A 24175-nucleotide genomic window follows, 5' to 3' on the forward strand; every position below is an offset into this window, starting at 1 on the left:
GTGTTCAATTGCCGAACGCGAACAGAAAGTGGACGATTAAAACGCATTTCAGAAGGGCAGCTTGAAACCCGGAGGAAGCGGTAAGCCACTGGTGAGCTTTCCCATTTCCGCATTGCTGGCTTCATCCGCCTTTTTCCGGGCATCGTTTAGTGCCGCGGCGATCAAATCCTCCAGCATCTGCTTTTCCGAAGGCGCGAGCAAACTCTCGTCGATATTGACGCCGACGATGCGGCCCTTGGCGGTCGCACGGACCTTCACCACGCCGCCGCCCGATACGCCTTCGACTTCGATATGGTCGAGGTTTTCCTGTGCCTTGGTCAGTTCTTCCTGCACGCGGCTGGCCATGCCGAGGATTTCGTTCAAGTCTTTCATGCGCTTGCACTCCATTGTTCGGTTTCATCGACGGGCAGAAGTTCTGCCTCCGGAAAAGCTGCCATTGCTGCGCTGACGATCGGCGTCGAGAGGATTGCCTGCCGCGCCGCTTCCTCCGCCGCCTGTTCCTGCTCCCATAAAGTCGGCTCCACCGGCCCGTCGCCAATCATGACCTGCCACGGTTGCCCGGTTATATCGCTCAGACGCTTTGACAGTTCCTGAACGAAACCGGCGTCCTGTGCGCGGCGCGGTCTGATTACGAGTTCGGGCGGCGCGAAGCGGACGAGGCCTACTTCGTCGTGCAACGTGACGGCCATGCTCGCGCTTCCCGCGCTGCGATCGCTACGCAGGAGGTCGATGATCGCCGCGAAGCTCTCGGGCATCGGCTTGGACGCGCTTGCCGGAGGCGCGATGGCGGGCGATGCCGTGGCAGGAGCGCCGCCATTCTGGAGCATCCGGGCAAGCTCGCTGGGGTCCGGTAAAGTGGCGGCATGAACGGTCCGCAACAGCGCCATCTCGCAGGCTTCGAGCGGCAGGATCGCCGTTGCGACTTCGTCATGCCCTTTCAGCAGGAGTTGCCACAGGCGATGAAGAGCGGAGAAGCTGAGCGCGGACGCCCATTCGGAAAGCGCCTCCCGTTCTTCGGCAGACTGCGCCGGATCGTCGCTGCCCCGTCCTGCCTTGGCCACGGTGATCGCGTGGACGATTTCCAGCAGGCCGCGTATCAGCGCCAGCGGCTCAACGCCCAGATCATGCTGCTCGCGCACAGCGGCCAGCATAGGCGCGGCCTGCCCCTCCAGCACCAGACCCAGGAGCCGGCGCACCGATCCGCGGTCGGACAGGCCGAGCATGTCACGGACTTGTGTAGCCGTGACGAGCAAGCCGCCTTCGGAGACATCGGCATGCGCAATCGCCTGATCCAGGATCGACAAGCCATCACGCGCGGACCCTTCGGCTGCTTGGGCAATCAGGGTGAGCGCAGCGGGCTCCGCCTGCACCTCCTCCGCCTGCGTCACATAAGCGAAGTGCGCGGCAAGCTTCTCCGCCGAAATGCGCCGCAAGTCGAAGCGCTGGCAGCGGGACAGGACAGTGACGGGAACCTTGTTCACTTCCGTTGTCGCAAAGAGGAACTTCACATGTGCAGGCGGTTCTTCGAGCGTCTTGAGCAGCGCATTGAACGCGTTCTTCGAGAGCATGTGGACTTCGTCGATGATGTAGACCTTGTATCGCGCCGATACGGCCGAATAGCGCACGGCCTCGATGATCTCGCGTACGTCGTCAACCCCGGTATGGCTGGCAGCGTCCATTTCGATGACGTCGATATGGCGTCCTTCCGCGATCGCGACGCAGGGCTCGCACACGCCGCAAGGATCTATGGTCGGGCCGCCCTGCCCGTCCGGCCCGATGCAGTTCAAGGCCTTCGCGATCAGGCGGGCAGTGGATGTCTTGCCGACGCCGCGCACCCCCGTCATCAGGAAGGCATGGGCCAGGCGACCGCGCTTTATCGCGTTGCCCAGGGTCTGCACCATCGCGTCCTGACCGATCAATTCATTGAAATTGCGCGGCCGGTATTTGCGGGCGAGAACGCGATAGGGCTGCGAGGAATCGGTCATGGCACCGGTTTAGCCGGTTGGTCCTGCGTTGTCGAAGGGCTGCGCCTGCAACCGCCAATCATTTCGACTGGCGACCTGATCAAGGCTGGCAACCTGGTGGAAGCTGTTGAGGAAGGTGGGAGCCGGAACGACCCGCAGCGAAATCGTTGTGGCTGCTTCCGTCAGGATCTGACCAGGTTGGCGACGACCACGTCCGCCCGACTCCCGCGGCGCATATGGCGGGTTTGCGACCACGGCGCAAGTGGGATGCCAGCCGCGAGAGGGAGGCTAATTCGCCATCGCCTGTTTGATCAGGGTCAGCAGGCGGGCCTCCGTGAAGGGCTTGGGCAGGAAATTGGGAAAATTCTCGGTCGAAGCCCTGTTGGAGCCGGCAAAGCCCGACATGATCACGATTGCCGCATCCCGGACCCTGGCCTTCACACGTTCCGCCAGTTCTATGCCGTCCATCTGGCCCGGCATACGCACGTCGGTCACCAGAAGATCGAAGTCGAGCCCCTCCTCGACCATCTTCCACGCGGCATCCGCGGTCTCAGCCTGCTCCACTTCGAAGCCAAACTCGGACAAGGAACCGCACAGCATCGTCCGGAGCAATGCCTCGTCTTCCACAAGCAGTGCGTGCATGTCTACTCCCCCATTCAGACTGCTATGCGCGACTAAAATGCGAGCGATGTCAATGCAATATTGGGAATACCTAGCAAAATTCACCTAGTCGCGCTGCCGTGATGGAGCATTTTGCGAGCGCTCAATCGGCTGGGGCGAAGCGCCTGCGTTGGGGATCGCGCCGACACGAAAAGCGGCCTTTTATCTGATCGTTGAAGAAGGTTCCTGCCGAAGGCGAGATACAGAGGGCTTCGAAAATTTCGATCGGCACATCATAATACACATATCTGCCGGTTTCCCGGAAGGTGATGTGGAGGCTCCGCTCCGTCTCATCGTATGCGGCGCGGGTCATCATGCTGGAGTTCAGGCGACAGGCACGCATGGCGCAAGAGCGGCGCAGCGACTCCGCGGTTCCGCGCGATGAGCCGGACCGAATCCGATCCGCGCCGAAGCGACGGTGCGCGCACTCAATTATCTTCGATGATGTCCCGGATGCGCGTCGCCAGCACATCCATGGCAAACGGCTTGGTGATCATCGCCATGCCCGGTTCCAGGAACCCCGAAGCGATGGCTGCATTCTCCGCATAGCCGGTCATGAACAGCACCTTGAGGCCGGGGCGCGTCACTCTTCCGGCATCGGCCACCTGACGGCCATTAAGGCCTGGCAGGCCGATGTCGGTGACGAGCAGATCGATACGCTGGTCGGATTGCAGGACCTCCAGGCCCTTCGGCCCATCCGCCGCCTCTATGGCGCGATAGCCAAGCTCCTCAAGCACATCGACGATCAGGCTGCGCACCACGGCTTCGTCCTCGACGACCAGCACGATCTCGCCGGATTTGGACCCCGGCGTCTCACCCTGAACTTCCGCTTCCTCTTGTGACACCTCCCCGCCGCGATAGCGCGGCAAGTAGAGCTTGATCGTGGTGCCTTGCCCGACTTCGCTGTAGATGCGCGCATAGCCTTCGGACTGCCGCGTGAAGCCGTAGATCATCGAGAGCCCGAGGCCAGTTCCCTGACCGATGGGCTTGGTCGTGAAAAAGGGCTCGAACGCCTTGGCGATGATATCGCTGCTCATGCCGGTGCCGGTGTCGGTCACGCAGATACAGACATATTGCCCTGGCTTCACGTCACGCTGGGCAGCGACATAGGCACTGTCCAGGTGGGCATTGCATGTCTCGATCACCAGCTTCCCGCCGCTCGGCATCGCGTCACGCGCGTTGATCGCCAGATTGAGGATAGCGCTTTCCAGCTGGTTCGGATCGCAGCGCGTAGGCCAAAGACCGCCCGCCAGCACCATCTCAAGTTCAATGCCCTTGCCGAGCGTACGGCGCAGCATGTCCTCCATAGAGGATACCAGCGGGTTCGCCTGGACGGGTCGCGGATCCAGCGGCTGTCGGCGCGAGAAGGCAAGCAGCCGGTGCGTCAGGGCGGCCGCGCGGTTGGCGGATGATATCGCGCCGGAAAGGAACCGGTCAAGATCCCCGGTCCGCCCTTGTGCAAGCCGGGTTTTCAGAAGGTCGAGGCTGCCGGTGATACCTTGAAGCAGATTGTTGAAATCATGTGCGATGCCGCCAGTGAGCTGGCCCACGGCTTCCATCTTCTGGCTTTGCCGCAAGGCTTCCTCAATGGCGCGTTGCTCCGTGATGTCACGGCCCACCGCGTGGATGCGGCCCGCGTCCGGAACGGCCGTCCACGCCAGCAGGCAGTATCCATCATCCTTGCGGCGATACCGGTTTTCGAATGCCAGAGTCGCCACACCGGCGCTCAACTTCTCAACTTCAGCGGTTGTACGCTCCAGATCGTCCGGGTGCGTGTAGCAGGAAAGGCTCGAACCCACCATTTCCTCTTCCGACCAGCCGAGCAGGCGCTTTGCCGACGGATTCACCGCAGTGATGATTCCCTCGAAATCACAGACGAGCATGAGGTCGCGGCTCATCGACCAGAGGCGGTCCCGATCACGCGCGTTGGCGGCTTCCGCCAGCTTCTGCGCATGGATGTCCGTGTTCGTTCCCACCCATGACGTGACCGTGCCAGTGGCGTCGCGCAAGGGAAGCGCTCGAGCCAGATGCCACCGATATTCACCGCCGGCATTGCGGAGGCGGAACTCGGCCTCGTAGATTTCCCCCTCGGCGAGAGCTTTCGACCAAGCGTCCTTTGCGGAGCCCAGATCGTCAGTGTGGACCATCCTCCCCCAGCCATCGCCTTTCAGTTCAGCCTCCGTCAAACCGCTGAAGGCATATACCCGCGCATTGAACCAGTTCAGATATCCGTCGGCGCGCGCGGTCCAGACCTGGTTCGGCATGGACTGCGCCAAGGTAGTGAATTCCGCCTCGCTTTTTTCCAGCGCCTGCTGGATGCGCCGCCGCTCCGTTACGTCGTGGACTGCGCCCACCATCCTGATCGGATTGTCATCGCTGTCACGTTCGTACTCACCTTTGCGGAATATGATCCGCTCCTCGCCCGTATCTCCCCGGCGGATGCGATATTCGACATCCGGTTCGGCGCTACCGTCCTTGCGCCTCGCCTTGTTCGAGACGATGTGCGTATCTTCCGGGAAGATCAGCCTTTCCACCTCTTCAGATGGCATGCGTTCGGCAGCCTGCACACCGAAGATGCGACAGAATTCGGGCGTTGCGGTGATCAGGTTGCTGCCGATGTCGACGGAGAACAGACCGACGCCGCCCGCCTCCTGAGCGCGCCGCAATTGCTGCTCGCTGGCCCGCAGCGCTTCCTGCGCGCGATGCTCGGCCGTACGGTCGCGCAAGACTTTCACGAAGCCAACGGCGATGCCCGCTTCATCCCGAAGCGGCGTCATCTCGCCACTTGCCCAGAACCGCTCGCCGGACTTGCGAAGGTGCCATCGTTCATCCACAGCCCTGCCGGTCGTCAGCGTTTGCCCGCGCTCGGTGGCGGGCCGTCCTTCGGCGCGGTCTTCCGGTGTGAAAAACCGATCCACTGACTCACCAGCCATTTCCGTCTCGCCCCAACCCAGGACGCGTGCAGCTCCAGCATTCCAGCGCGTCACCTTGCCATCCAGGTCAGTAGCGATGATCGCGTAGTCGATAGCGCTGTCCAGTATCTGGCGATTACTGGCTTCGCGTTCGCGAAGCAGCTTCTCCGCGCCAACGCGCTGCACATGGGCCCAGGATCGTTCGGTGACTTCCCGTATCACCGTCAGATCATAGGGCGTCCAACGGCGCGGTGACTTGTCGTGGATCGCCATCAGGGCAGTCAGCCGGTTGTCCTTGACCAAGGGCATGCAGATGGTCGCGGAAATGCCGATGTCCTGAAAGGTCTTCGCCTCGTGCGGCAACAACTCGGCAAGATTGTCGTTGACGATCAGCGGACGCCCCGCACCCAGTTCCTGCACGGCGAGCGTACCGAAGTCGGCCAGCTTATAGTGGCCGACGATCGACGGAGAACCGGGAGCCGCCCAATCGCCGCGGATCGTGAAACCGTCCTGATCCTCGTCCATGTCCGCATAAGCGCAATTCGACAGACCGAGATGTTGCGCGGTCATGCGCGTCGTGATCGCAAGTATCTCGTCGGCATCCGCGCTGCCGGCGACGGCTCGTCCCAACTCGTCGAGGAAACGCAGATTGGCCTCGCTCGCTTCCAGCGCCAGCTGCGTCTGGTGCGCATCCGTCGTTTCGATCACGATAGCCAGCACGCCTGCGGGCTGCCCGTCGTCACCCAACAGCGGCGAGTAATCGAGGTTCATCCACACCTGCTCGGGACCGCCGTCCCGATGCAGCGTCATTTCGTAGTCGCGATAGCTGAGGGTGCCGCCGGATAAGCCGACCTTCATGACTTGATCGTTGAAGTCCGCAACTTCGCTCCAGCCCTCTCTCACCTTGGAGCCGAGGAGGCTGCTGTCACGTCCGCCTGCAATTTCGGAATAGGCGTCATTATAGAGCATGACGCCGTCGGTGCCCCACATCACCGCCATCGCCACATGCGATCGCAGCACGAAGCCTACGACTGTACGAAGGCTGGGGCTCCAGCCGTCGATGGGCCCGATCGACGTCGCCGCCCAGTCGAAGTCCGCAATGCGTCTGCTGAGCTCACCGCCTCCGACAAGGAAGCCATGCTGATTAGGGTGAATCCCGGCGCCGTGCATGTCCCTTAAGTTCCCCCCCTCCAGCGGCCGCAGCCCTAACATGCGCTAACTATAGAGCGACGCCTGCCTGTACCCCGCGCTCTCCGAACACGAAAGCAACAACGAGGTTCCAAAACGGGTGATGTGCTCGCCACGAACCAGCGCAGCGATTCGCTTTCACACATTATCATTTGGACGCAATGGCGAGGTTCTGTCGATAGTTAGCTCGTGATCCAAGTAGACTAAAATACGTTCCGATGGCGGAACCATTCGCCTGCCGTGAAGCGTTTCTACTTCACATGTTAGGAGGAGAGACGATGAAGCTTCTACGCGACAACGGGCTGACGATCGTACTCCTGCTGCTTTTTGCCGCGAGCATCATCGGCCAGTGGCTGGCCGGGTGGCATGTCGAAATGGAGGACGCGCGGCGGCATGGTGGCGACATCATGACGCTTGGCGCTTACACCACAAGTCCGCAGTTCCTTTCGTCCGTGTTCGAGAACTGGGAGAGCGAGTTCCTGCAGATGGCGACTTATGTCGTGCTGACCGCTGTTCTCATTCAGCGCGGATCGTCGGAGTCCAAAGACCCCGATGGCCCGCCACGTGATGACCATCTCGAACTGCGCGCGCTAGAGCCCGGAGCGCCGCGCATCCTGAGCAATGGCTGGCTTGCGCGGGAGCTTTATGCGCGCTCGCTCGGGATCGCCCTCGCACTGCTGTTCATTCTCTCGTTCGTGCTCCATTGGACCCAGAGCGCCCGCGCCGCTGCGCAGGAAGCGATCGAACATGGCGAGGCTGCGCCTACTATGCTCGGCTATCTGACGGACGCGCAACTGTGGTTCGAATCCTTTCAAAACTGGCAGAGTGAATTCCTGTCGACGGCAGTGCTGGTCGTGCTCTCGATCTTCCTGCGGCAGCGGGAGTCGCCGGAGTCGAAGGCCGTTGCGGCCCCGCATGCGCATACCGGCGACTGATGCGCTGGAACGAGTGACGCGGCTGGGGATTGAACATCCGACCGACACGAGGAAAACACGATGGCAGCACGTCCCTACTGGAGAGGCCAGATCAGACTGGCGCTGGTGTCCATTCCCGTCGAGATCTACTCGGCAACGAAGAGTGGGGCTGCGGTCGCATTCAACCAGATCCACAAGCCTTCGGGCAAGCGCATCAAATATGAGAAGGTCGTGCCCGGCATCGGCCCAGTGAATGTGGACGAGATCGTCAAAGGCTTCGAATATGCCAAGGGCGAATATGTGCTGCTGGACGAGAAGGAGATCGAGGGCGTCAAGCTGGAGAGCAAGAAAACGCTGGAGCTCACCCAGTTCGTGGACAGCCACGACATTGACCCGATCTATTTCGAGAAGCCCTATTATGTGGTGCCGGCCGATGACCTGGCCGAGGAGGCGTTCATCGTGCTGCGCGAGGCATTGCGCCGGAGCCGGAAGATCGGTCTTGGCCAGCTAGCGATGCGGGGCCGCGAATATGTCGTCAGCGTCAAGGCGTGTGGACGCGGGATCGTGATGGAGACTTTGCGCTATGCCGATGAGGTCAACAAGGCGGCAAGCTATTTCCGCGAGATTGGCGACGAAACGCCTGACGAGGAGTTGCTCGATCTGGCCACGACCCTGATCGACAAGAAGACAGGCAAGTTCGACGCCAGCGAGTTTCACGACCGCTATGTCGATGCGCTGAAGGAACTGATCGAGCGGAAGAAGAAGGGCAAGACGATCAGCATCGACGAGGAAGGCGAAGGCAAGGACCCGCGCGGGAGCAATGTCGTCGACCTGATGGCGGCGCTCAAAAACTCGCTGGGTAGCGGTGCATCCGCAAAGAAGAGCAGCGGCGCCAAGGCCGCGCCCGCCAAGAAGGCTGCGCCGAAGAAAGCCGCGCCCAAGGAGCCCGCAAGAAAGCGGGCGTAGCTCTACAGGTCCGGCAGCACCTGATCGGCGCGGCCCCAGCCCTTCAGATCCTTTGAAGCCGCCCGTTTCAGCATCTCGGCGGCGTCCGTGATGTGCCAGTGCGATGGCTTGTCCAGATCGCGCAACTCCTCCCATGTCAGCGGCACGGCGATGGGCCCATGCTCGCGGGAGCGCGCACTGTAGGGCATCACCGCCGTCGCACCGCGCTGGTTACGGAGATAGTCGACGAATATCTTGCCGACCCGCTGCGCCTTTGGCAGCGCCGCCGTGAAGCGGTCGGGCTGCGCCTGCGCCATGGCCATTGCGAAACGGTGGGCGAAGTCCTTCACCTCCGGCCACTCGGCTTGCGGCGTGAGCGGCGCGATGACGTGGACGCCTTTGCCCCCCGTCACCATCGGGAAAGTCGCAAGGCCCATTTCCGCCAGCAGGTCCCGCACGTGGAATGCGGCGGACACGACGTCCTTGAACTCCAGCCCTTCGTCGGGGTCGAGATCGAACACCAGCCGGTCGGCCTTCTCGACATCCTCGATCCGCGCCCCCCAGCCGTGGAACTCGATCGTGCCCATCTGCACGCAGGTCAGCAGGCCGGCTGCACCGTCCACGAACAGATAAGGTTCCTCATGCCCGTCCTTCTCGCGGATGCCGACATGCTTGACTGCATCGCCGAAGCTTCCCGCATCATGTTTCTGGAAGAAGCACTTCTTCGCCCGCCCCTGCGGACAGCGAACCAGGCTAATGGGGCGGCTCCCTGCCCAGGGCAGCATGATCGGGGCCACGGCCTCGTAATAGTTCGCGAGTTGGCCCTTGGTCAGCTTGCCTTCGGGGAAGATCACGCGGTCGGGATTGGAAATCTTGACGCCGCTCGTCTCAGCGGGCGTCTCGGCCACGGTTTCGACCGGAGCCTCCTTCTCGAACACGACCGCTTCCGGCTTCTTGTCATCGCGCAGGCCCAGATAGCTCGGGTGGCGCAGGACGCCATCGTCCGTGACTTCCGTATAGGCGACTTCCGCGACCAGCTTCGGCTTGATCCAATGCGCGCCGCGAACCGCCGCGCGTGGCGCCTGCACGGTGGGCTCCTTCACCTCCAGCGGCGTCATCAGCTTCATCAGCCGCTCGATCTCGTCGCCGGTGTAGCCCGTGCCCGCTTTCCCCGCATATTGGAGCTTGCCGTCCTTGTTGACGCCCAGCAGCAGCGAACGGAAACCGCGCTGCTTGTCCGAGGGGGTCCAACCGACGATGACGAATTCCTGACGGCGGATGCACTTGGTCTTCACCCAGCTGCCGCTGCGCGATCCTGTGTATTTCGCATCGGCGAGTTTGGAGATGACGCCTTCGAGCCCCGCGCCGCAGAAGGTGTCGAACAGCTTCTCGCCCTGACCGACGATGTGGTCCGAATAGCGGATGTGCGGCGTGCCCTTGCCGACCAGCGCCGCCAGCTTTTCCTTGCGTTCGGTCAGCGGCAAGTCAGTCAGGTCCTCGCCATCGAGCGACAGCAGGTCGAACGCATAATAGATGATGGACCCGCGATCGCTCTTGAGCGCGGCCTGCAGCGCCTGAAAGCTGGTCTTGCCTTCCGCGTCGGTGACGACCGCTTCGCCGTCGATCAGGGCGGCTCCGGCCTTAAGGCCCACGGCGTCACCGATGATCGATGCAAAGCGATCTGACCAGTCCAGACCGGATCGCGTATAGGCGCGGCCCTCCCCTCCTCCGATGGCGATCAAAGTGCGATAGCCGTCATACTTCATTTCATGGAGCCAGCGGCTGCCGGTCGGCACATGATCCACCAAAGTCGCAAGCTGGACCGGCTGGAACGGCGGGAGGGTTCCGCTCTTGCTCTTAGCTGACGCACGCTTTTTAGGTGCGGCTGGCTTCGCTCGCGCCTTCGCTTTCTTCACCGCCGCGCCCGCCGTGATCTCCGCCATCGTCCGACCCGATTCGACGCTGGTAAGATGCGTGCCGACCAGATCGTCCGATCCGCCTGCATATTCGTCCGCGATCTTGCGCAGGAGCCAGTTCTCCCCCTTCTCCTTGCCACGCGGCTTCAGGCGGATCAGCAGCCATTCGCCCTTCATGCGATGGCCGTGGAGGAAGAAGTGAAGATGCCCTTCGGCCAGCGTCTTCACCGGGTCCTTACCCGGCACCGGTTCCCACGTGCCATTATCCCAGAGCATGACGGTGCCGCCGCCATATTCGCCTTTGGGGATCGTGCCTTCAAAGCTGGCATAATCGAGGGGATGATCCTCGGTGCGGACGGCCAGGCGCTTGTCGTCGGGATCGAGGCTGGGGCCGCGGGTCACCGCCCAGCTTTTCAGCACGCCGTCGAGTTCCAGCCGGAAGTCGTAGTGAAGCCGTGTCGCCTCATGTTTCTGGACCACAAAGCCGTTGCCGGTGGTCGGCCTGGTTGCGCCCGATGGCTCGGCGGTTTTCTTGAAGTCGCGCTTGGCCCGGTATCGTTCCAAACCTTCCAGCGAGGTTTCGACAGTCGGGGAAGCGGAGCGGGGCATGACGACCTTTCAGCAGAGGCTGAAAGCTATAATCCCCGCACCCGCAGAGTCGTTCCGCTGAGCGGCATCGATCAACCGTGCGGTCGCTAAATCCTAACATGGCCAAATGCGCACATCGGCACTAGATAGGCGGCATCCGAATCACCGCTGACCGCAGGACCGCCCTCATGCGCATCGCCATTGCATCCGATCATGCCGCCGTGGAGCTGAAAGCCGCGCTCGCCGACTGGCTGCGCGAGAGCGGGCATGACGTCGATGATCTGGGGCCGATGACGGCGGACCGCGTGGATTATCCCGACTTTGGTTACAAGCTGGCCGAGGCGGTGGCGAGTGGCAAGGCGGAACGCGGCGTGGCTCTATGCGGTTCGGGCATCGGCATTTCCATTGCGGTCAATCGCAACCCGGCGTGCCGCGCGGCACTTGTTTCCGAGCCGTTGTCGGCTGCGCTGGCGCGCGAGCATAATGACGCCAACGTCCTTGCCATGGGCGCGCGGATCATCGGGCCGGACATGGCCAAGGCGTGCCTCGCGGCGTTCCTCTCCACGGATTTCGGCGGCGGGCGTCATGCCGATCGCGTCGCCAAGCTGTCTTCGCGTTCTCTCGAATCTCTGGCGCTCTGAAAGGATTTCCACATGAGCAGCACTGCCACCCTCGCTTCCGCACCTGACGCCTCGATCGACGATGTCGATGCGATCCGCGCCGAAGGCTTCTTCACGCGCACCGTCGCGGAGACCGACCCTGCCATTGCTGCGGCCATCGCCGACGAACTGAAGCGCGAACAGGGGCAGATCGAACTCATCGCTTCGGAAAACATCGTGTCTCGTGCGGTGCTGGAAGCACAGGGTTCGGTGTTCACGAACAAATATGCCGAGGGCTATCCCGGCAAGCGCTACTATCAGGGCTGCGCGCCATCCGACGCCGTCGAACAGCTCGCCATCGACCGCGCGAAGCAGCTTTTCAACTGCGGCTTCGTCAATGTGCAGCCCCATTCGGGCGCGCAGGCTAACGGCGCGGTGATGCTGGCGCTGACAAAGCCGGGCGACACGATCATGGGCCTGTCGCTCGACGCGGGCGGCCATCTGACGCATGGCGCGAAGCCCGCTCTGTCGGGCAAGTGGTACAACGCCGTGCAATATGGCGTCGACGAAACCACGCATAGGATCGACTATGATGCAGTCGAGGCGATGGCCGTCGAGTGCAAGCCGACGCTGATCATCGCGGGCGGCTCGGCTTATCCCCGCCACATCGATTTTGCGCGCTTCCGGGCGATCGCGGACAAGGTGGGCGCGCTGTTCATGGTGGACATGGCGCACTTTGCCGGGCTGGTGGCGGGCGGCGTGCATCCGACCCCGTTCGGCCATGCGCATGTGGTGACGACGACCACGCACAAGACGTTGCGCGGCCCGCGCGGCGGCATGATCATGACCGATGACGAGGCCATCGCGAAGAAGATCAACTCGGCAGTGTTCCCCGGCCTTCAGGGTGGGCCGCTGATGCATGTGATCGCAGCCAAGGCCGTGGCGTTCGGCGAAGCGCTGACGCCGGAGTTCAAGGCATATTCCGCAGCGGTCGTGACTAACGCGCAGGCGCTGGCCGCTCGGCTGAAGTCTCGCGGGCTGGATGTCATATCTGGCGGCACCGACACGCACCTCGCGCTGATCGACCTGCGTCCTTATGGCATCAGCGGCAAGGATGCGGACGAAGCGCTGGAGCGCAGTCACATCACTTGCAACAAGAACGGCGTGCCGGGCGACCCCCTGCCCCCCACCAAGACCAGCGGCATTCGCGTAGGCTCGCCCGCGGGCACCACGCGCGGCTTCGGCGTGGCGGAGTTCGAGGCTATAGGCGACATGATCGCGGATGTGCTTGCTGCGTTGCGCGACCACGGAGAAGCGGGTGACGCCTCGGTGGAAGCCGATGTGCGCAAGCGAGTCTCGGCATTGTGCGCGCGCTTCCCGATCTACGAGGGCTAGGACTTGCGTTGTCCCTTCTGCAGCCATGAAGACAGCCAGGTAAAAGACAGCCGCCCGACAGAAGACAATGGCGCGATCCGTCGGCGGCGCCAGTGCGAGGCGTGCGGCGCGCGCTTCACCACGTTCGAGCGCATCCAGTTGCGCGACGTCTGGGTGTTGAAAAGCGAGGGACGCCGCGAACCCTTCGAGCGTGACAAGCTGGCGCGCTCCATCGGCATCGCCTGCCGCAAGCGGCCGATCGATCCGGGGAAGATGGAGAAGCTCGTCTCCGGCATCCAGCGGCAGTTGGAAACCAGCGGCGACAGCGAAGTGCAGGCGAAGACCATCGGCGAGATGGTGATGGAGGGACTGAAGGGCCTCGACAGCGTGGCGTACATTCGGTTCGCAAGCGTGTACAAGGACTTCGGCGAAGCGCGGGATTTCGAGGATTTTGCGAGTACGGTGAAAGAGGTTGGGGGTGAGTGAGAGCGCCTCTCTCTGCCCCCGTTCGTCCTGAGTAGCCGCTGAGCTTGTCGAAGTGGCATATCGAAGGGCCTGAGCTTGGCCCCGAATTTAGATTGGGCGGATTGGACGCAAGGTGAGTTTCTACGCCTACATATTGCGCTGTGGCGACGGCAGTTACTATGTCGGTCACACCGATGCGCTGGAAGCCAGGATTGCACAGCATAAATCAGGCGAGATTCCGGGTTACACTGCAACACGCCTGCCTGTTTCGTTGTTCTGGTCACAGGATTTCGGATCGCGCGACGAAGCTATGACTGCGGAACAACAAATCAAAGGGTGGACGCGCAAGAAAAAGGAAGCGCTTGCACGAGGCGACTGGGAAAGCATTGCGATGCTGGCGCGCAAGTCCTTCGATACGGAGCTTCGACAGGCTCAGCCCCTACTCAGGACGAACGGGGAAGTGGAGGAGAAGTCTGCATCCACCCACCCCATAATCGTCCTCGTCCGCCCGCAACTCGGCGAGAACATCGGCAAGGCCGCGCGGGCGATGCTGAACTTCGGGCTTACCGAATTGCGGCTGGTTTCTCCACGCGACGGCTGGCCGAATCCCGATGCCGGACCAGCAGCCGCAGGAGCCGACATCGTGCTCGAGAGAGCGCAGCTTTTCGAGACGCTGGCCGAAGCCGTCGCGGATTGCCCGCATGTCTATGCGACCACGGTGCGAAAGCGCGGCGTGACCAAGCCGGTCGTCACACCCGAGGAAGCGGCACGTGAAATTCACAGCGCGTCGGGGCGGAGCGCGCTCGTGTTCGGTCCCGAACGGTCCGGCCTGGAAACCGATGATGTTGCGGTGGCCCGCAAGATTCTGACGGTGCCGATCAACCCGGAGTTCGGATCGCTCAATCTGGCGCAGGCTGTGATCCTGTGCGCCTATGAATGGTCGAAGCAGGCAACTCTCGTGTCGCCGACGCTCAACGATCTTGGCGAACCCGCGCCGCAGGAGGAACTGGACGGGATGATCGGGCAACTGGAGGGAATGCTGGAGGCGTCGGGTTATTTCTTCCCGCCTGACCGGACTCCCGCAACCAAACGCACATTACGGACGGTGCTGACCAAGCCCGGCTGGAACAGTCAGGAAGTGCGGACCTTGCGTGGCGTTCTGTCCGCGCTCGCCAAATCGCGCCCGCGCGGCATGCCCTAGTCTTTCAAACGGTCAAATTCCGCCATTTCGTAGGTGATCGAGGCTTCCACCAAAGTCTCCCATATCGCAGCGACGGCATTTGCGGGGATCGCCAGCCTGTCCGCCTCGGCAGCGGCGTTAGCGATGACCTGAGCCTTGCGGTCGTCGTCCCTGACATGTCCGCGCTCAGGCTTGATCCGCGCGGCGGCGCGCATATAGGCGAAGCGCTCGGCGAAAAGCGCTACGATACGACGGTCGAGCGCGTCCACGCCGGCACGAACGTCGGTCATGGTCTGGCAGTCGGCTGGGAGAAGCGGTGTCGTCATGGCCCGTCCCTAAGCAGCGCCGATGCCGCTGTCGAGGGTTGACATAATCCTCCCATCCAGTCATAGGCCCGCCTTCGCAATTGGCCCCGCATCCCGGTGAAGCGGTGGCCGCGCCATGCCTGACATACATCTTGTCATGGTCGCCGCGAGTACCGGGATCGAGGCTGCCTTTCAGGTGGCCAACGTTGTAGCAATTGTTAAGGATTACATATGTCTAAGCGCCATAGCGCCAAGCACAAGCTCGACCGCCGGATGGGCGAAAACATCTGGGGTCGTCCCAAGTCCCCGGTCAACAAGCGTGAATATGGCCCCGGCCAGCACGGTCAGCGCCGCAAGGGCAAGGTCTCCGACTACGGCATTCAGCTGCGCGCCAAGCAGAAGCTGAAGGGCTATTATGGCGATGTGACCGAAAAGCAGTTCAAGAAGAACTACACAGAAGCCGCTCGCATGAAGGGCGACACCGGCCAGAACATGATCGGCCTGCTGGAGCGCCGCCTTGACGCAGTAGTGTACCGCGCCAAGTTCGCACCGACCATCTGGTCCGCACGTCAGATCGTGAACCACGGCCACATCTATGTGAACGGCGTGAAGTGCAACATCGCGTCGCGTCTGGTGAAGCCGGGCGACGAAGTGACGCTGGGCAAGAAGGCGCAGGAAATGGCCCTGGTCATGGAAGCGCAGAGCCTCGCCGAGCGCGACATCCCCGATTACATCGCACCTGATGGCAGCGCGAAGATCACCTATACGCGCGTTCCGACGCTGGACGAAGTGCCGTATCCGGTGAAGATGGAACCGAACCTGGTCGTCGAATTCTATTCGCGCTGATCGTTTGGCGTATTCGAGAACGACAAAGGGCGGTTCCTCCGGGAGCCGCCCTTTTGCGTTGGAGTGCCTCCGCAAAGTCGACGATTGAAACGCCCCACCCCTGCTGAACCTGCTATTTATCCGTTACGTCTTGCATATCGAAGGCATGATGGCGATTTTACTCCCGGACCAGCAACCAGCCACCGCCATTAATCAGTATCGGACCTCAATGACCGCTAAGACGATCATCATTGTCGAGGATGACCCTGCGCTCCGTACGCTTACCAGCCGCTTTCTTCAGACGCATGGCTATGTGGTGCGGTCCGCGGCCAATCCTGCGGAAATGTGGATCGCGCTGGAAAATGGAGACGCCGACCTGGTGCTGCTGGACATCATGCTGCCGGGCACGAACGGCATCGATCTGTGCAGGCAGATCCGGCGCGAGAGCGACGTTCCGATCATCTTCATCAGTGCCAGGGGCAGCGAAGAGGACCGGGTCCTGGGCCTGGAGCTTGGCGCCGACGATTATCTGCCCAAGCCGTTCAGCACACGGGAGCTGATCGCCCGCATCCGTGCCGTTCTCCGCCGCGGTCCAGCCTCGGGCGAGGACGAGCAGCAACGGCGGAACGAAGCGCATTTCAACGGCTGGACGGTGCTGTTCTCGCGTCGGGAACTGCGTTCGCCTTCGGGCACCATCGTCGATCTGACAGGCGCTGAATTCGATTTGCTGGGAACGTTCATCAGCCAGCCGCAGCGCGTGATCGGGCGTGAGCGCCTGATGGAGCTGTCCCGCACGCGGCTAGGCGACAGCTCGGACAGGAGCATCGACGTGCTGGTCAGCCGACTCCGACGCAAACTGTCCACCGAAGACGGGAAGAATCCCATCCTGACTGTCCGCGGCTCGGGATACATGTTCAACACAGAAGTGTCCCGCGCTTGAGAAGAACGCGCTCGATCGGTCTGCTTGGGCGGATTCTGATCATCCTGCTCATCGTGATGGCGACGGAATTCGTTGCCACGACCGTTCAGTACCAGCGCGCGAGCCAATTCTCGCTTGAAGAGGACGACGCCCGCCGAATGGCTGAACATCTGGTCGTTGCGCGGCGCGTGATGGATCGAACGGACGCGGCGGAGCGCCCGGTGACAGCCGCGGAACTGAGCACCAAACGGTTCCGGATCAGGTGGTCACGCGACGAGCCCCTCGTCTCCCGCTATGGCCTTGACAGGCTGGGCAGGCAGATCCTCGACCTTGAACCTGAATTGATCGCCGCCAACCTGCGATTGCACCTGCTGCCGCTTGCACATGGTGGAGGCATTGCGGGGACGATGGAACTGAGCGACCGCTCGATCCTCTCGTTCAAGACCTTTCAGGCGCATGGCATATGGTCGCTCACATTCGGCCGGATATTGACGCTGCTTGCGCCCACCCTGGCGCTGGTCTTGATCGGTTCGATCATGATTGGCGCCACGCTCCGCCCTCTACGGACGCTGATACGGGCCACGATGCAGGTCGGCACGGACGACGGCAAGCCAATCCCCGAAAAAGGCCCGGCAGAGATCCGCAACCTCATCCATGCCTTCAACGCGATGCAGGAACGTATCCACAGGCTGATCAACAGCCGTACTCAGGCACTTGCGGCCGTGGGCCATGACCTGCGGACGCCGCTCTCGCGTCTGCAATTCAGGCTCGGAAGCGTCGACATGGACCCCGAGACGGAAAAAGCCATGACGCAGGATATCGAGGAGATGACTGGCCTTCTGCAATCCATGCAGGTTTACCTGAGTGGCCAGAGCAGCGTAGTATCCGCGGAGAGAGTGGACTTGGCAGTTATGGCCTCCACTCTGGTCGAGGCAGCCCGCGACGCCGGGAAAAGCGCAGTCTACTACGGCCCGAACAACCTTGAGGTAAAGGTACGCCCGGTCGCGATCCGGCGCGCGCTCAATAACCTGATCGACAATGCCCTGCATTATGGCGGCACGGTTCGCCTGACCCTGCGGCGGGATGAGCAGGACGTAGTGATCCTTGTCGAGGACGAGGGACCGGGAATCCCGGAAGATCAGTTGGCAGAAGTCGTTCACCCCTTTGTCCGCCTCGACGGAGCAAGGACGCGCAACACCCGCGGCATGGGCCTTGGCCTTTCCATCGTCAGCGACGCCGTGCGGGCGGAGGGCGGTACGCTGAAGCTCGAAAACCTGCCCGAAGGAGGGTTGCGCGTCACCATCTTCCTCCTTGCCGTCGCGATGTGAAGCCGCCCTTAGCCCGTGAAAACCACTAATCGATATTCCGGATGTGGCATTCATGTAACATATTTACCAATAAATTCAGGTTGTTAATCTAAGTAGCGGCTCAGTTCAGCCAATCGGTGTTCCATCACTCTACAGGCGGCGGCTCGCTCCAGGGACGGGCCGTCCTTCAACGAGTTGAAGGGACATGACGTGACCGATACCATCACCATTACCCGCACAGTGCTCCACGCAGGCTGTGCATTTTCCGTGCTCGCGATACTAGGCGCCGGCTTCGCTGCACCCGCCTTCGCCCAGAGCACGACGGCACAGCAATCCACGTCTCAGACACCTGCCGGTGAGCAGCCCCCCGCTCCCGCAGCGAACTCCGCCCAAGAGACCGAAAATGACGTGATCGTCGTGACCGGCTCGATATTCCGGACGACCACCAGCGCCACGCCGTCTCCGATCACCGTGCTCACGGCCGAGTCACTCGACCAGCGCGGCGTCAACTCGACGCAGGAGGCGATTCAGCGGCTGGCGTCCAACAATGGGCCTGCGCTGACCAACTCGTTCTCGGCTAACGGCGCCTTTGCGGCTGGCGCATCGGCGGTATCGCTGCGCGGCCTGAGCACCAGCTCGACTCTGGTGCTGTTCGACGGCCTTCGCGCCGCTTATTACCCATTGGCCGACGATGCGACCCGCAACTTTGTCGACCTGAACACGATTCCCGACGACATTGTCGAGCGCATCGAAGTGCTGCGCGACGGCGCATCCTCGACATATGGCGCAGATGCGATCGCGGGCGTGGTCAATGTGATCACCAAGAAAGAGATCACTGGCATTTCGGGTCGTGCGGAAGCGGGCATCAGCGAACGCGGCGACGCGGGCAATATGCGCCTGAGCCTGACGGCAGGCTGGGGAGATCTGGATGACCAGGGCTTCAACGCCTATGTCAGCGGTTTCTATTTCAAGCAGGATGGCCTCGCCAATCGCGAGCGGCCCTATCCCTATAACTCCCAGAACCAGTCGGGGATTTGCCGTGACGGCATCTGTGGACCGTCCATCGGGCCGAATGGCGGATCGATCAATCCCTCGACGGGCGGCTATTCCGGTTTCTCGACACAGACCGACGCGAGCCTGTTCGCCACGACCTTCTTCGTGGCGCCGGCGGGACCGGACAATTCTGCGGAAACCGGACGCTATCAGTTCCTCAATCCCGCCGCGGGCTGTATCGCCGGGGAGAACCCCTACACCCTAACGGCCGCCGAATTCGCCGACGACCCGCGTGCGCCCGGCACAGTCTGCCAAGGAGACCTCGTCACACAATATGGCATCATCTCCCCCGCTATCGAACGCTGGGGCGCATCCTTCCGCGCCACTGGCCGCATCAACGACAATATCGAGGCCTTCTTCCAGGGCAACTTCCTGCAGAGCAATGTCAGCTACACGGGGCTTCCTGCGAGCATCCGGCGCAATGGCCCTACCGGCATCGACTTCCCGCGGTTCAGCACGGCTGCTCCAGCGGGCGGCGCCAATGCACCCGGATCGCTGGTGCTGGCCCTGCCCGTCTTCGTCTGCCCGCTTATCAATAACCTCCCCGACCCGAACTGCACGGCCGCAAACCCCAATGCACGCCTGAACCCCAACAATCCGTTCGCGGCGCAAGGTCAGGTAGCCCGCATCCTTGGCCGCATCCCCAATCTTCGGGAATATAACGAAACGCGCAGCCGCACCTATCGCGCCGCCGCGGGCGTTACCGGAACATTGTGGGACGACTGGAACTTCTCGGTCGAAGGAGTCGCCATGCGTACCGACCTGCGGCGCACGTCCAATGGCTATGTCTATATCCAGAACCTGTTGAACGCCGTTGCCGATGGCCGCTACAATTTCGTCAACCCGCTGGCCAACTCGCAGGACGTCCTCGACTATCTTTCGCCGGACAATGTCACGGACTCCAATTCGGAACTCTATTCGGCCCAAGCGACCATCAGCGGGAAATTGTTCGACTTGCCGGGTGGCCCTCTGCAAGTCGGCGGCGGCCTTTCGATCCGCTATGAAGCGATCGACGCGCCAAGCGCCAACCCGGACTTCAATGGCCCGACCCAGCGATATTTCATACTGAACGCGTTCGGCACAAGTGGCCATCGTACCGTTCGGTCGGCCTATGGCGAACTCAGCGCCCCCGTTCTGGATCAGTTGGAGATCAACGCGTCCGGCCGCTATGACGATTACTCCAGTGGCCAGCATGCCTTTTCGCCCAAGGTAGGAGCGAAATTCACGCCGATCCGGCAAATCGCAATCCGTGGCACCTGGTCCCGCGGTTTCCGCATCCCGAGCTTCGCCGAAGCCAACGCCATCCCGACCACGGGCTTCGTGACGGCGGCGCAGTCGCTCTACAACGATACGTATCTCGCACAGTATGGCTGTTCGGTCGCGACGTTCAACAGCTGCCCGGCTTACATCAGCAGCGCGAGCTATGGGCAGACGACGCTCGCCAGTCCCAACCTCGATCCGGAGCGATCGACCAGCTACACCGCCGGTGTCGTCGTCGAGCCCATCCGCAATGTGTCCCTGAGCGTCGATTACTTTAACATCAAGAAGACCGGAGCGATCACTACGCCCAGCAACCGCCCGGCACTTCTTGCATATTACGCCGGGCAGGCAGTTCCGGAAGGCTATAACGTCATCCCTGACTCCGCCGCTCCCGATTTTCCAGGCGCGCAGCCCCGCGTCGCGTTCGTGCAGTCTCAGCTCATCAACGCGAACACCATTCGCTCGGAGGGGTTGGACTTCGCGGCGACGGCGCGCTTCGATCTGGGTCCCAACCTCCGGTTCACGTCCTCGGCGGAGGCCAGCTACATCATCAACCTCAGCACGTCTTTCCCGGATGGCACGACGGAGTCCTACGAAGGCACAGCGGGCAACTTCAACCTGACGGCTGGCTCGGGCACGCCGGAATGGCACGGAAGCTGGCAGAACACCCTGGAATGGGGACCCTGGACGCTTAGCGCCACCGCAGAATATTTCGGCGGCTATAATTTGTCCGCGGCGGATCAGGGCACCGAACCGGGAGATTGCGGCCTGCTGTCGGCGCAATTCGTGAAGTGCGACGTACCCGCCTACATCACCGTGGACCTGACGACGAGTTGGAAGGCGAGCGACAACTTCACCTTCTACGTGAACGTCCTCAACGTGTTTGATGACCTGCCGCCAATCGATCCGGTCACTTATGGCGCCAACAACTACAATCCCGTTCAGGGCGGCACCGGCATCTTCGGCCGATCCTTCCGCGCGGGCGCCCGCTTCAACTTCTAGGGATGGGGAGAGCCGCGTCGGCAATGACCGGACGGCTCTCCATATCCCGCGCCGATCGCAAAAAGCGGATCGCAAGACTACATTCCCTTAACGACATGGTAACATCATGCCGTTATATTTCGTGCATTATCTCCCGCAAGCCACGAGGAGCGATCGTGTCGCAGTCCGCCGCTACAAAGGAACAGACCCGTACCTACGTGGCCCGTGCGGAACGCGTCGTTTCACACCATGTCGTGGAAATATCGGGGCCGACGACAAACGCGTTCAGAAGCCGCATACGCAATGTGTCATCCACAGGAATGCTGATCGATCATCTGGGGCAGATCAGCGTCGGAGATGTCGTATCCGCCACATTACCGGGCGCAGGGGCGATCATCGGAACGGTCGTCCGCTTGAAAGATGCTCGTGCAGGTGTCCGATTTATTAAGGCAATCAGCCTGGCAGCCTATCGCGCTGCGTAAAACGAGACGGAGCGCGATAGCGCTTCAGGCAACTTCAAAGCCAGCATGGGCATCAAGACGCCGAACTATTATCATAGAAATCCGGGCCTTTTAGGCGAAGTTGCCGTCGCGTCAGACCCAGCATCATTCTCGTGAAGCTGGAGCGTTTACGTTCCGCGCGAGCCCGTTTGATTGCCAGGTCAAGATGTGCCTTTACATAGGCAAGCGAAGGCCCAGAAAACTGATGAGATTTACCGCTCATGCCGCCATCCCCCGATACGCTTATCACGGGCGGTCCCAATCGATCAGGCATCCACCCACACGTGATTGATGGTTGAATGTAACGCGGCCAGGCCGTTGTGTAAAGATACGGTCCTACTCAAGTCGATCGCACTCGGCGACGCAGATCGCCCCGGATCAGAGCAGTTTACTAGCTCGTGATCCGGGGTCTTTACCTATTGCTGGCTAGTTACAGTAGTAGTGGTTTTCTCAGTAACAGCGGCACGAGACGGTGCGGTAGTGGTGCGGCGGACAACCTTGCGCTTGGGACGACTGACGGCGCGTGTCGCTGCGGGCGTTGCAGTCTTGACCGTTTCAGTAGTGACGGTCGTTGTAGCCGGAGCGACTACCACGGGCGGCGCGCTGCGTGCCGCTTGCGCCTCAGCGGTGGCCGCTGCGGCGGTGCGCTCCGCGGCGTCCGCGCGGGCGTTTGCGGCGGCGGCGTCCTGCTGTGCTATTGCTGCGGTCGTGGCCTGGGCCTCGACAGCTGCTTCGGTACGCTGTTGACTGCGGCCGATTGCCGTGTCGGCAAATTGCTGCGCTTCTACAGCAGCCTGGATCGCCTTTTGTTCATGGCCGCTCTTCAGTTCCTCCTGCGCAAGGCGGAGAGATGCCTGCGCACGGGCAAGAACCTCGGGAGATACACTGCCGCTTTTCAAGCGATTGGCGGCATCAATCTTGCCCTGAGCCTCGGCAATGGCGGCAAGCGCCCGCTCCTCGTCGCCCGCATAGGCGGGACCTGCGGCGAGCATGAGGGATGAAGCGACAATCATGCCGCGCATCATGAAACCAAGCTTACGCATTATCTTCTCTCCTACCTTTATGGCTCGGTCAAAACGGCCAGATACCGTGGAGGTTCCGTAACGATCGCAGCTCCTAGAGAACCTTGTTGTTCATTGTTGCTGCCGGGCTATTACAGGCGCAGCGCCCTGCCTGGGTGGCGTGTCTCCCTCATGCTCAAGCCTCTGCCGACCGCGTGGCAGAGCTTCCGGCATTTCGGTGCGGAGGAATGCCATCACCGCTTCGCGCACTTCGCATCGAAGATCGAAGGCGACGCCAGCGTTTCGTGCGCTTAGCAGGCCACGCAGTTCCAAGGCGTCAGATCGTTGTTCCGTGACCTGCAGGATCGCCACGCGCTTGTCCCAGCGCGGACTGGCCTCCGTCGCGGCAATGAATTTGTCCCTGATACGCTGCACATCCGCTTCAGGATCGACATAGAAAAACACCGTGCCGAGCAAGTCGCTGGTCTGCAGCGTCCAGTTCTGGAAAGGTTTCTCCAGGAACCACGATACGGGAACCACCAGCCGCCGGTCATCCCATATCCTCACGACCACGTAGGTCAGCTTAATGTCTTCCACCCTGCCCCATTCGCCTTCGACGATGACTACGTCGTCCAGCCGGATAGGCTCGCTGAAAGCCATCTGGATTCCCGCGATCAGGTTCTTCAGCGCAGGCTGCGCGGCAGCACCGACAGCAAGGCCGACGAGGCCAGCCGAAGCCATCAAAGTTACGCCGATGGTCCGCACGCCCGGGATCGCGATCAGCATCAGCGAAATCGCCACGAAGCCGATGACGATCTGGGCAATGCGATACAGGATGCGAACGCGCGTATGCCGCCGCCGCGCCTTGAGATTGTCCTCTACGGTGATGTCGCTGTGTGCCTCAACGATTTCCCGCCCTGCGCGAAGAAGGTTCAGCGCCAACCAACCTAGCAGGGCAGCGAAGATCATTTTCGAGCCGATGGACCATATCGTGTCAGCAAGCTGCGGCAGCGGCCGGAAAGGCTGTAGCGCGGCTCCCACTGCCAGCAGGACGAGCAGCCAACGCGCAGGCGCGCGCGATGCCGCCACGAGGATGTCGTCGCTATTCCCGGAAGACCGCGCTGCTACTCGCGACGCAATGGCAAATCCCATCCAGTGGATCGCCAGCGCTATGACAACGCCCAAAGCGACGGACAATAGAAGGCCGAGCGAGATCCCGGCGTAGGTGAGTTCGTAGAGGTTGATCGTCATGCGCGGCCAACGTCAGCCGCGCGCTAATTGTTTCGCCTTCCGTCCCGATTATGAAGGCATCTATCCTT

General features: G+C 61.8%; 20 protein-coding genes and 1 other RNA gene. 11 read left to right on the top strand and 10 right to left on the bottom strand.

Annotated elements, in window-relative coordinates; all coding sequences use genetic code 11:
• Nucleotides 1-48: 48 nt before the first annotated feature.
• The 6 genes from QHC67_RS09070 to QHC67_RS09095 form a co-directional block, all read right to left on the bottom strand.
• On the bottom strand, nt 49-372 hold the full coding sequence (locus QHC67_RS09070; protein WP_319293525.1) for a YbaB/EbfC family nucleoid-associated protein: 324 nt from the start codon (nt 370-372) through the stop codon (nt 49-51).
• Complete coding sequence (locus tag QHC67_RS09075; protein ID WP_319293526.1) at nt 369-1985, bottom strand: DNA polymerase III subunit gamma/tau; 1617 nt, start codon at nt 1983-1985, stop codon at nt 369-371. Before QHC67_RS09075 ends, QHC67_RS09070 begins: the two co-directional genes overlap by 4 nt.
• A gap of 111 nt (nt 1986-2096) precedes the next feature.
• An RNA gene (gene ffs, locus QHC67_RS09080) (signal recognition particle sRNA small type) lies at nt 2097-2194 on the bottom strand.
• Nucleotides 2195-2252: 58 nt separating this feature from the next.
• Complete coding sequence (locus tag QHC67_RS09085; RefSeq protein ID WP_319293528.1) at nt 2253-2606, bottom strand: response regulator; 354 nt, start codon at nt 2604-2606, stop codon at nt 2253-2255.
• Between the two features lie 121 nt (nt 2607-2727).
• Nucleotides 2728-3096: a KTSC domain-containing protein gene (locus QHC67_RS09090; protein ID WP_319293530.1), complete on the bottom strand. Its 369-nt coding sequence runs from the start codon at nt 3094-3096 to the stop codon at nt 2728-2730.
• Nucleotides 3053-6706, bottom strand: a complete 3654-nt coding sequence (locus tag QHC67_RS09095) for a PAS domain S-box protein (protein WP_319293532.1) — start codon at nt 6704-6706, stop codon at nt 3053-3055. Before QHC67_RS09095 ends, QHC67_RS09090 begins: the two co-directional genes overlap by 44 nt.
• A gap of 296 nt (nt 6707-7002) precedes the next feature.
• Between QHC67_RS09095 and QHC67_RS09100 the strand changes: the two genes are divergently transcribed.
• Complete coding sequence (locus QHC67_RS09100) at nt 7003-7659, top strand: DUF6766 family protein (protein WP_319293534.1); 657 nt, start codon at nt 7003-7005, stop codon at nt 7657-7659.
• 60 nt (nt 7660-7719) lie between these two features.
• On the top strand, nt 7720-8604 hold the full coding sequence (locus QHC67_RS09105) for a Ku protein (RefSeq protein WP_319293536.1): 885 nt from the start codon (nt 7720-7722) through the stop codon (nt 8602-8604).
• A gap of 2 nt (nt 8605-8606) precedes the next feature.
• Here the strand turns inward: QHC67_RS09105 and ligD are convergent, their stop codons facing one another.
• A complete protein-coding gene (gene ligD / locus QHC67_RS09110; RefSeq protein ID WP_319293539.1) occupies nt 8607-11108 on the bottom strand; it encodes a DNA ligase D in 2502 nt (833 codons plus the stop codon).
• Nucleotides 11109-11275: 167 nt separating this feature from the next.
• Here ligD and rpiB point away from each other — a divergent pair, with 167 nt between their 5' ends.
• The 4 genes from rpiB to QHC67_RS09130 all read left to right on the top strand — a co-directional run bounded on the left by rpiB (nt 11276) and on the right by QHC67_RS09130 (nt 14726).
• Nucleotides 11276-11728, top strand: a complete 453-nt coding sequence (gene rpiB, locus QHC67_RS09115; RefSeq protein WP_319293541.1) for a ribose 5-phosphate isomerase B — start codon at nt 11276-11278, stop codon at nt 11726-11728.
• Between the two features lie 12 nt (nt 11729-11740).
• Nucleotides 11741-13081: a serine hydroxymethyltransferase gene (gene glyA, locus QHC67_RS09120; protein WP_319293543.1), complete on the top strand. Its 1341-nt coding sequence runs from the start codon at nt 11741-11743 to the stop codon at nt 13079-13081.
• Nucleotides 13082-13084: 3 nt separating this feature from the next.
• A complete protein-coding gene (nrdR, locus tag QHC67_RS09125; protein WP_319293544.1) occupies nt 13085-13546 on the top strand; it encodes a transcriptional regulator NrdR in 462 nt (153 codons plus the stop codon).
• Between the two features lie 112 nt (nt 13547-13658).
• The gene (locus QHC67_RS09130) at nt 13659-14726 is read left to right on the top strand and encodes a TrmJ/YjtD family RNA methyltransferase (protein WP_319293546.1); all 1068 of its coding nucleotides are present in this window, start codon (nt 13659-13661) and stop codon (nt 14724-14726) included.
• On the opposite strand, the gene QHC67_RS09135 is transcribed toward QHC67_RS09130, so the two are convergent.
• Nucleotides 14723-15031 (bottom strand): chorismate mutase, encoded by a 309-nt coding sequence (locus QHC67_RS09135; RefSeq protein WP_319293548.1) that lies wholly within the window; start codon nt 15029-15031, stop codon nt 14723-14725. The genes QHC67_RS09130 and QHC67_RS09135 overlap by 4 nt on opposite strands.
• 210 nt (nt 15032-15241) lie before the next feature.
• On the opposite strand from QHC67_RS09135, the gene rpsD reads away from it, so the two are divergent.
• From rpsD to QHC67_RS09160, 5 genes are all read left to right on the top strand, one after another.
• On the top strand, nt 15242-15856 hold the full coding sequence (gene rpsD / locus QHC67_RS09140) for a 30S ribosomal protein S4 (protein WP_104953445.1): 615 nt from the start codon (nt 15242-15244) through the stop codon (nt 15854-15856).
• 208 nt (nt 15857-16064) lie between these two features.
• The gene (locus tag QHC67_RS09145; protein ID WP_319293551.1) at nt 16065-16775 is read left to right on the top strand and encodes a response regulator transcription factor; all 711 of its coding nucleotides are present in this window, start codon (nt 16065-16067) and stop codon (nt 16773-16775) included.
• Nucleotides 16772-18082, top strand: a complete 1311-nt coding sequence (locus tag QHC67_RS09150) for an ATP-binding protein (protein ID WP_319293553.1) — start codon at nt 16772-16774, stop codon at nt 18080-18082. Before QHC67_RS09145 ends, QHC67_RS09150 begins: the two co-directional genes overlap by 4 nt.
• A gap of 189 nt (nt 18083-18271) precedes the next feature.
• A complete protein-coding gene (locus QHC67_RS09155) occupies nt 18272-21376 on the top strand; it encodes a TonB-dependent receptor domain-containing protein (RefSeq protein WP_319293555.1) in 3105 nt (1034 codons plus the stop codon).
• Nucleotides 21377-21531: 155 nt separating this feature from the next.
• Entirely contained in the window at nt 21532-21837 is a 306-nt protein-coding gene (locus QHC67_RS09160; RefSeq protein ID WP_319293557.1) for a PilZ domain-containing protein, read from the top strand.
• Nucleotides 21838-22271: 434 nt separating this feature from the next.
• Here QHC67_RS09160 and QHC67_RS09165 read toward each other — a convergent pair whose 3' ends face one another.
• A complete protein-coding gene (locus QHC67_RS09165; RefSeq protein ID WP_319293559.1) occupies nt 22272-22898 on the bottom strand; it encodes a hypothetical protein in 627 nt (208 codons plus the stop codon).
• A 90-nt stretch (nt 22899-22988) separates the two neighbouring features.
• Nucleotides 22989-24107 carry a mechanosensitive ion channel family protein gene (locus tag QHC67_RS09170; protein WP_319293561.1) on the bottom strand — a complete coding sequence of 373 codons (1119 nt, stop codon included), beginning with the start codon at nt 24105-24107 and terminating at the stop codon, nt 22989-22991.
• Nucleotides 24108-24175 lie beyond the last annotated feature (68 nt).

Origin of the sequence: Sphingobium sp., from assembly GCF_033795625.1 — a bacterium.
In the GTDB taxonomy this organism is placed as follows: Bacteria; Pseudomonadota; Alphaproteobacteria; order Sphingomonadales; family Sphingomonadaceae; genus Sphingobium.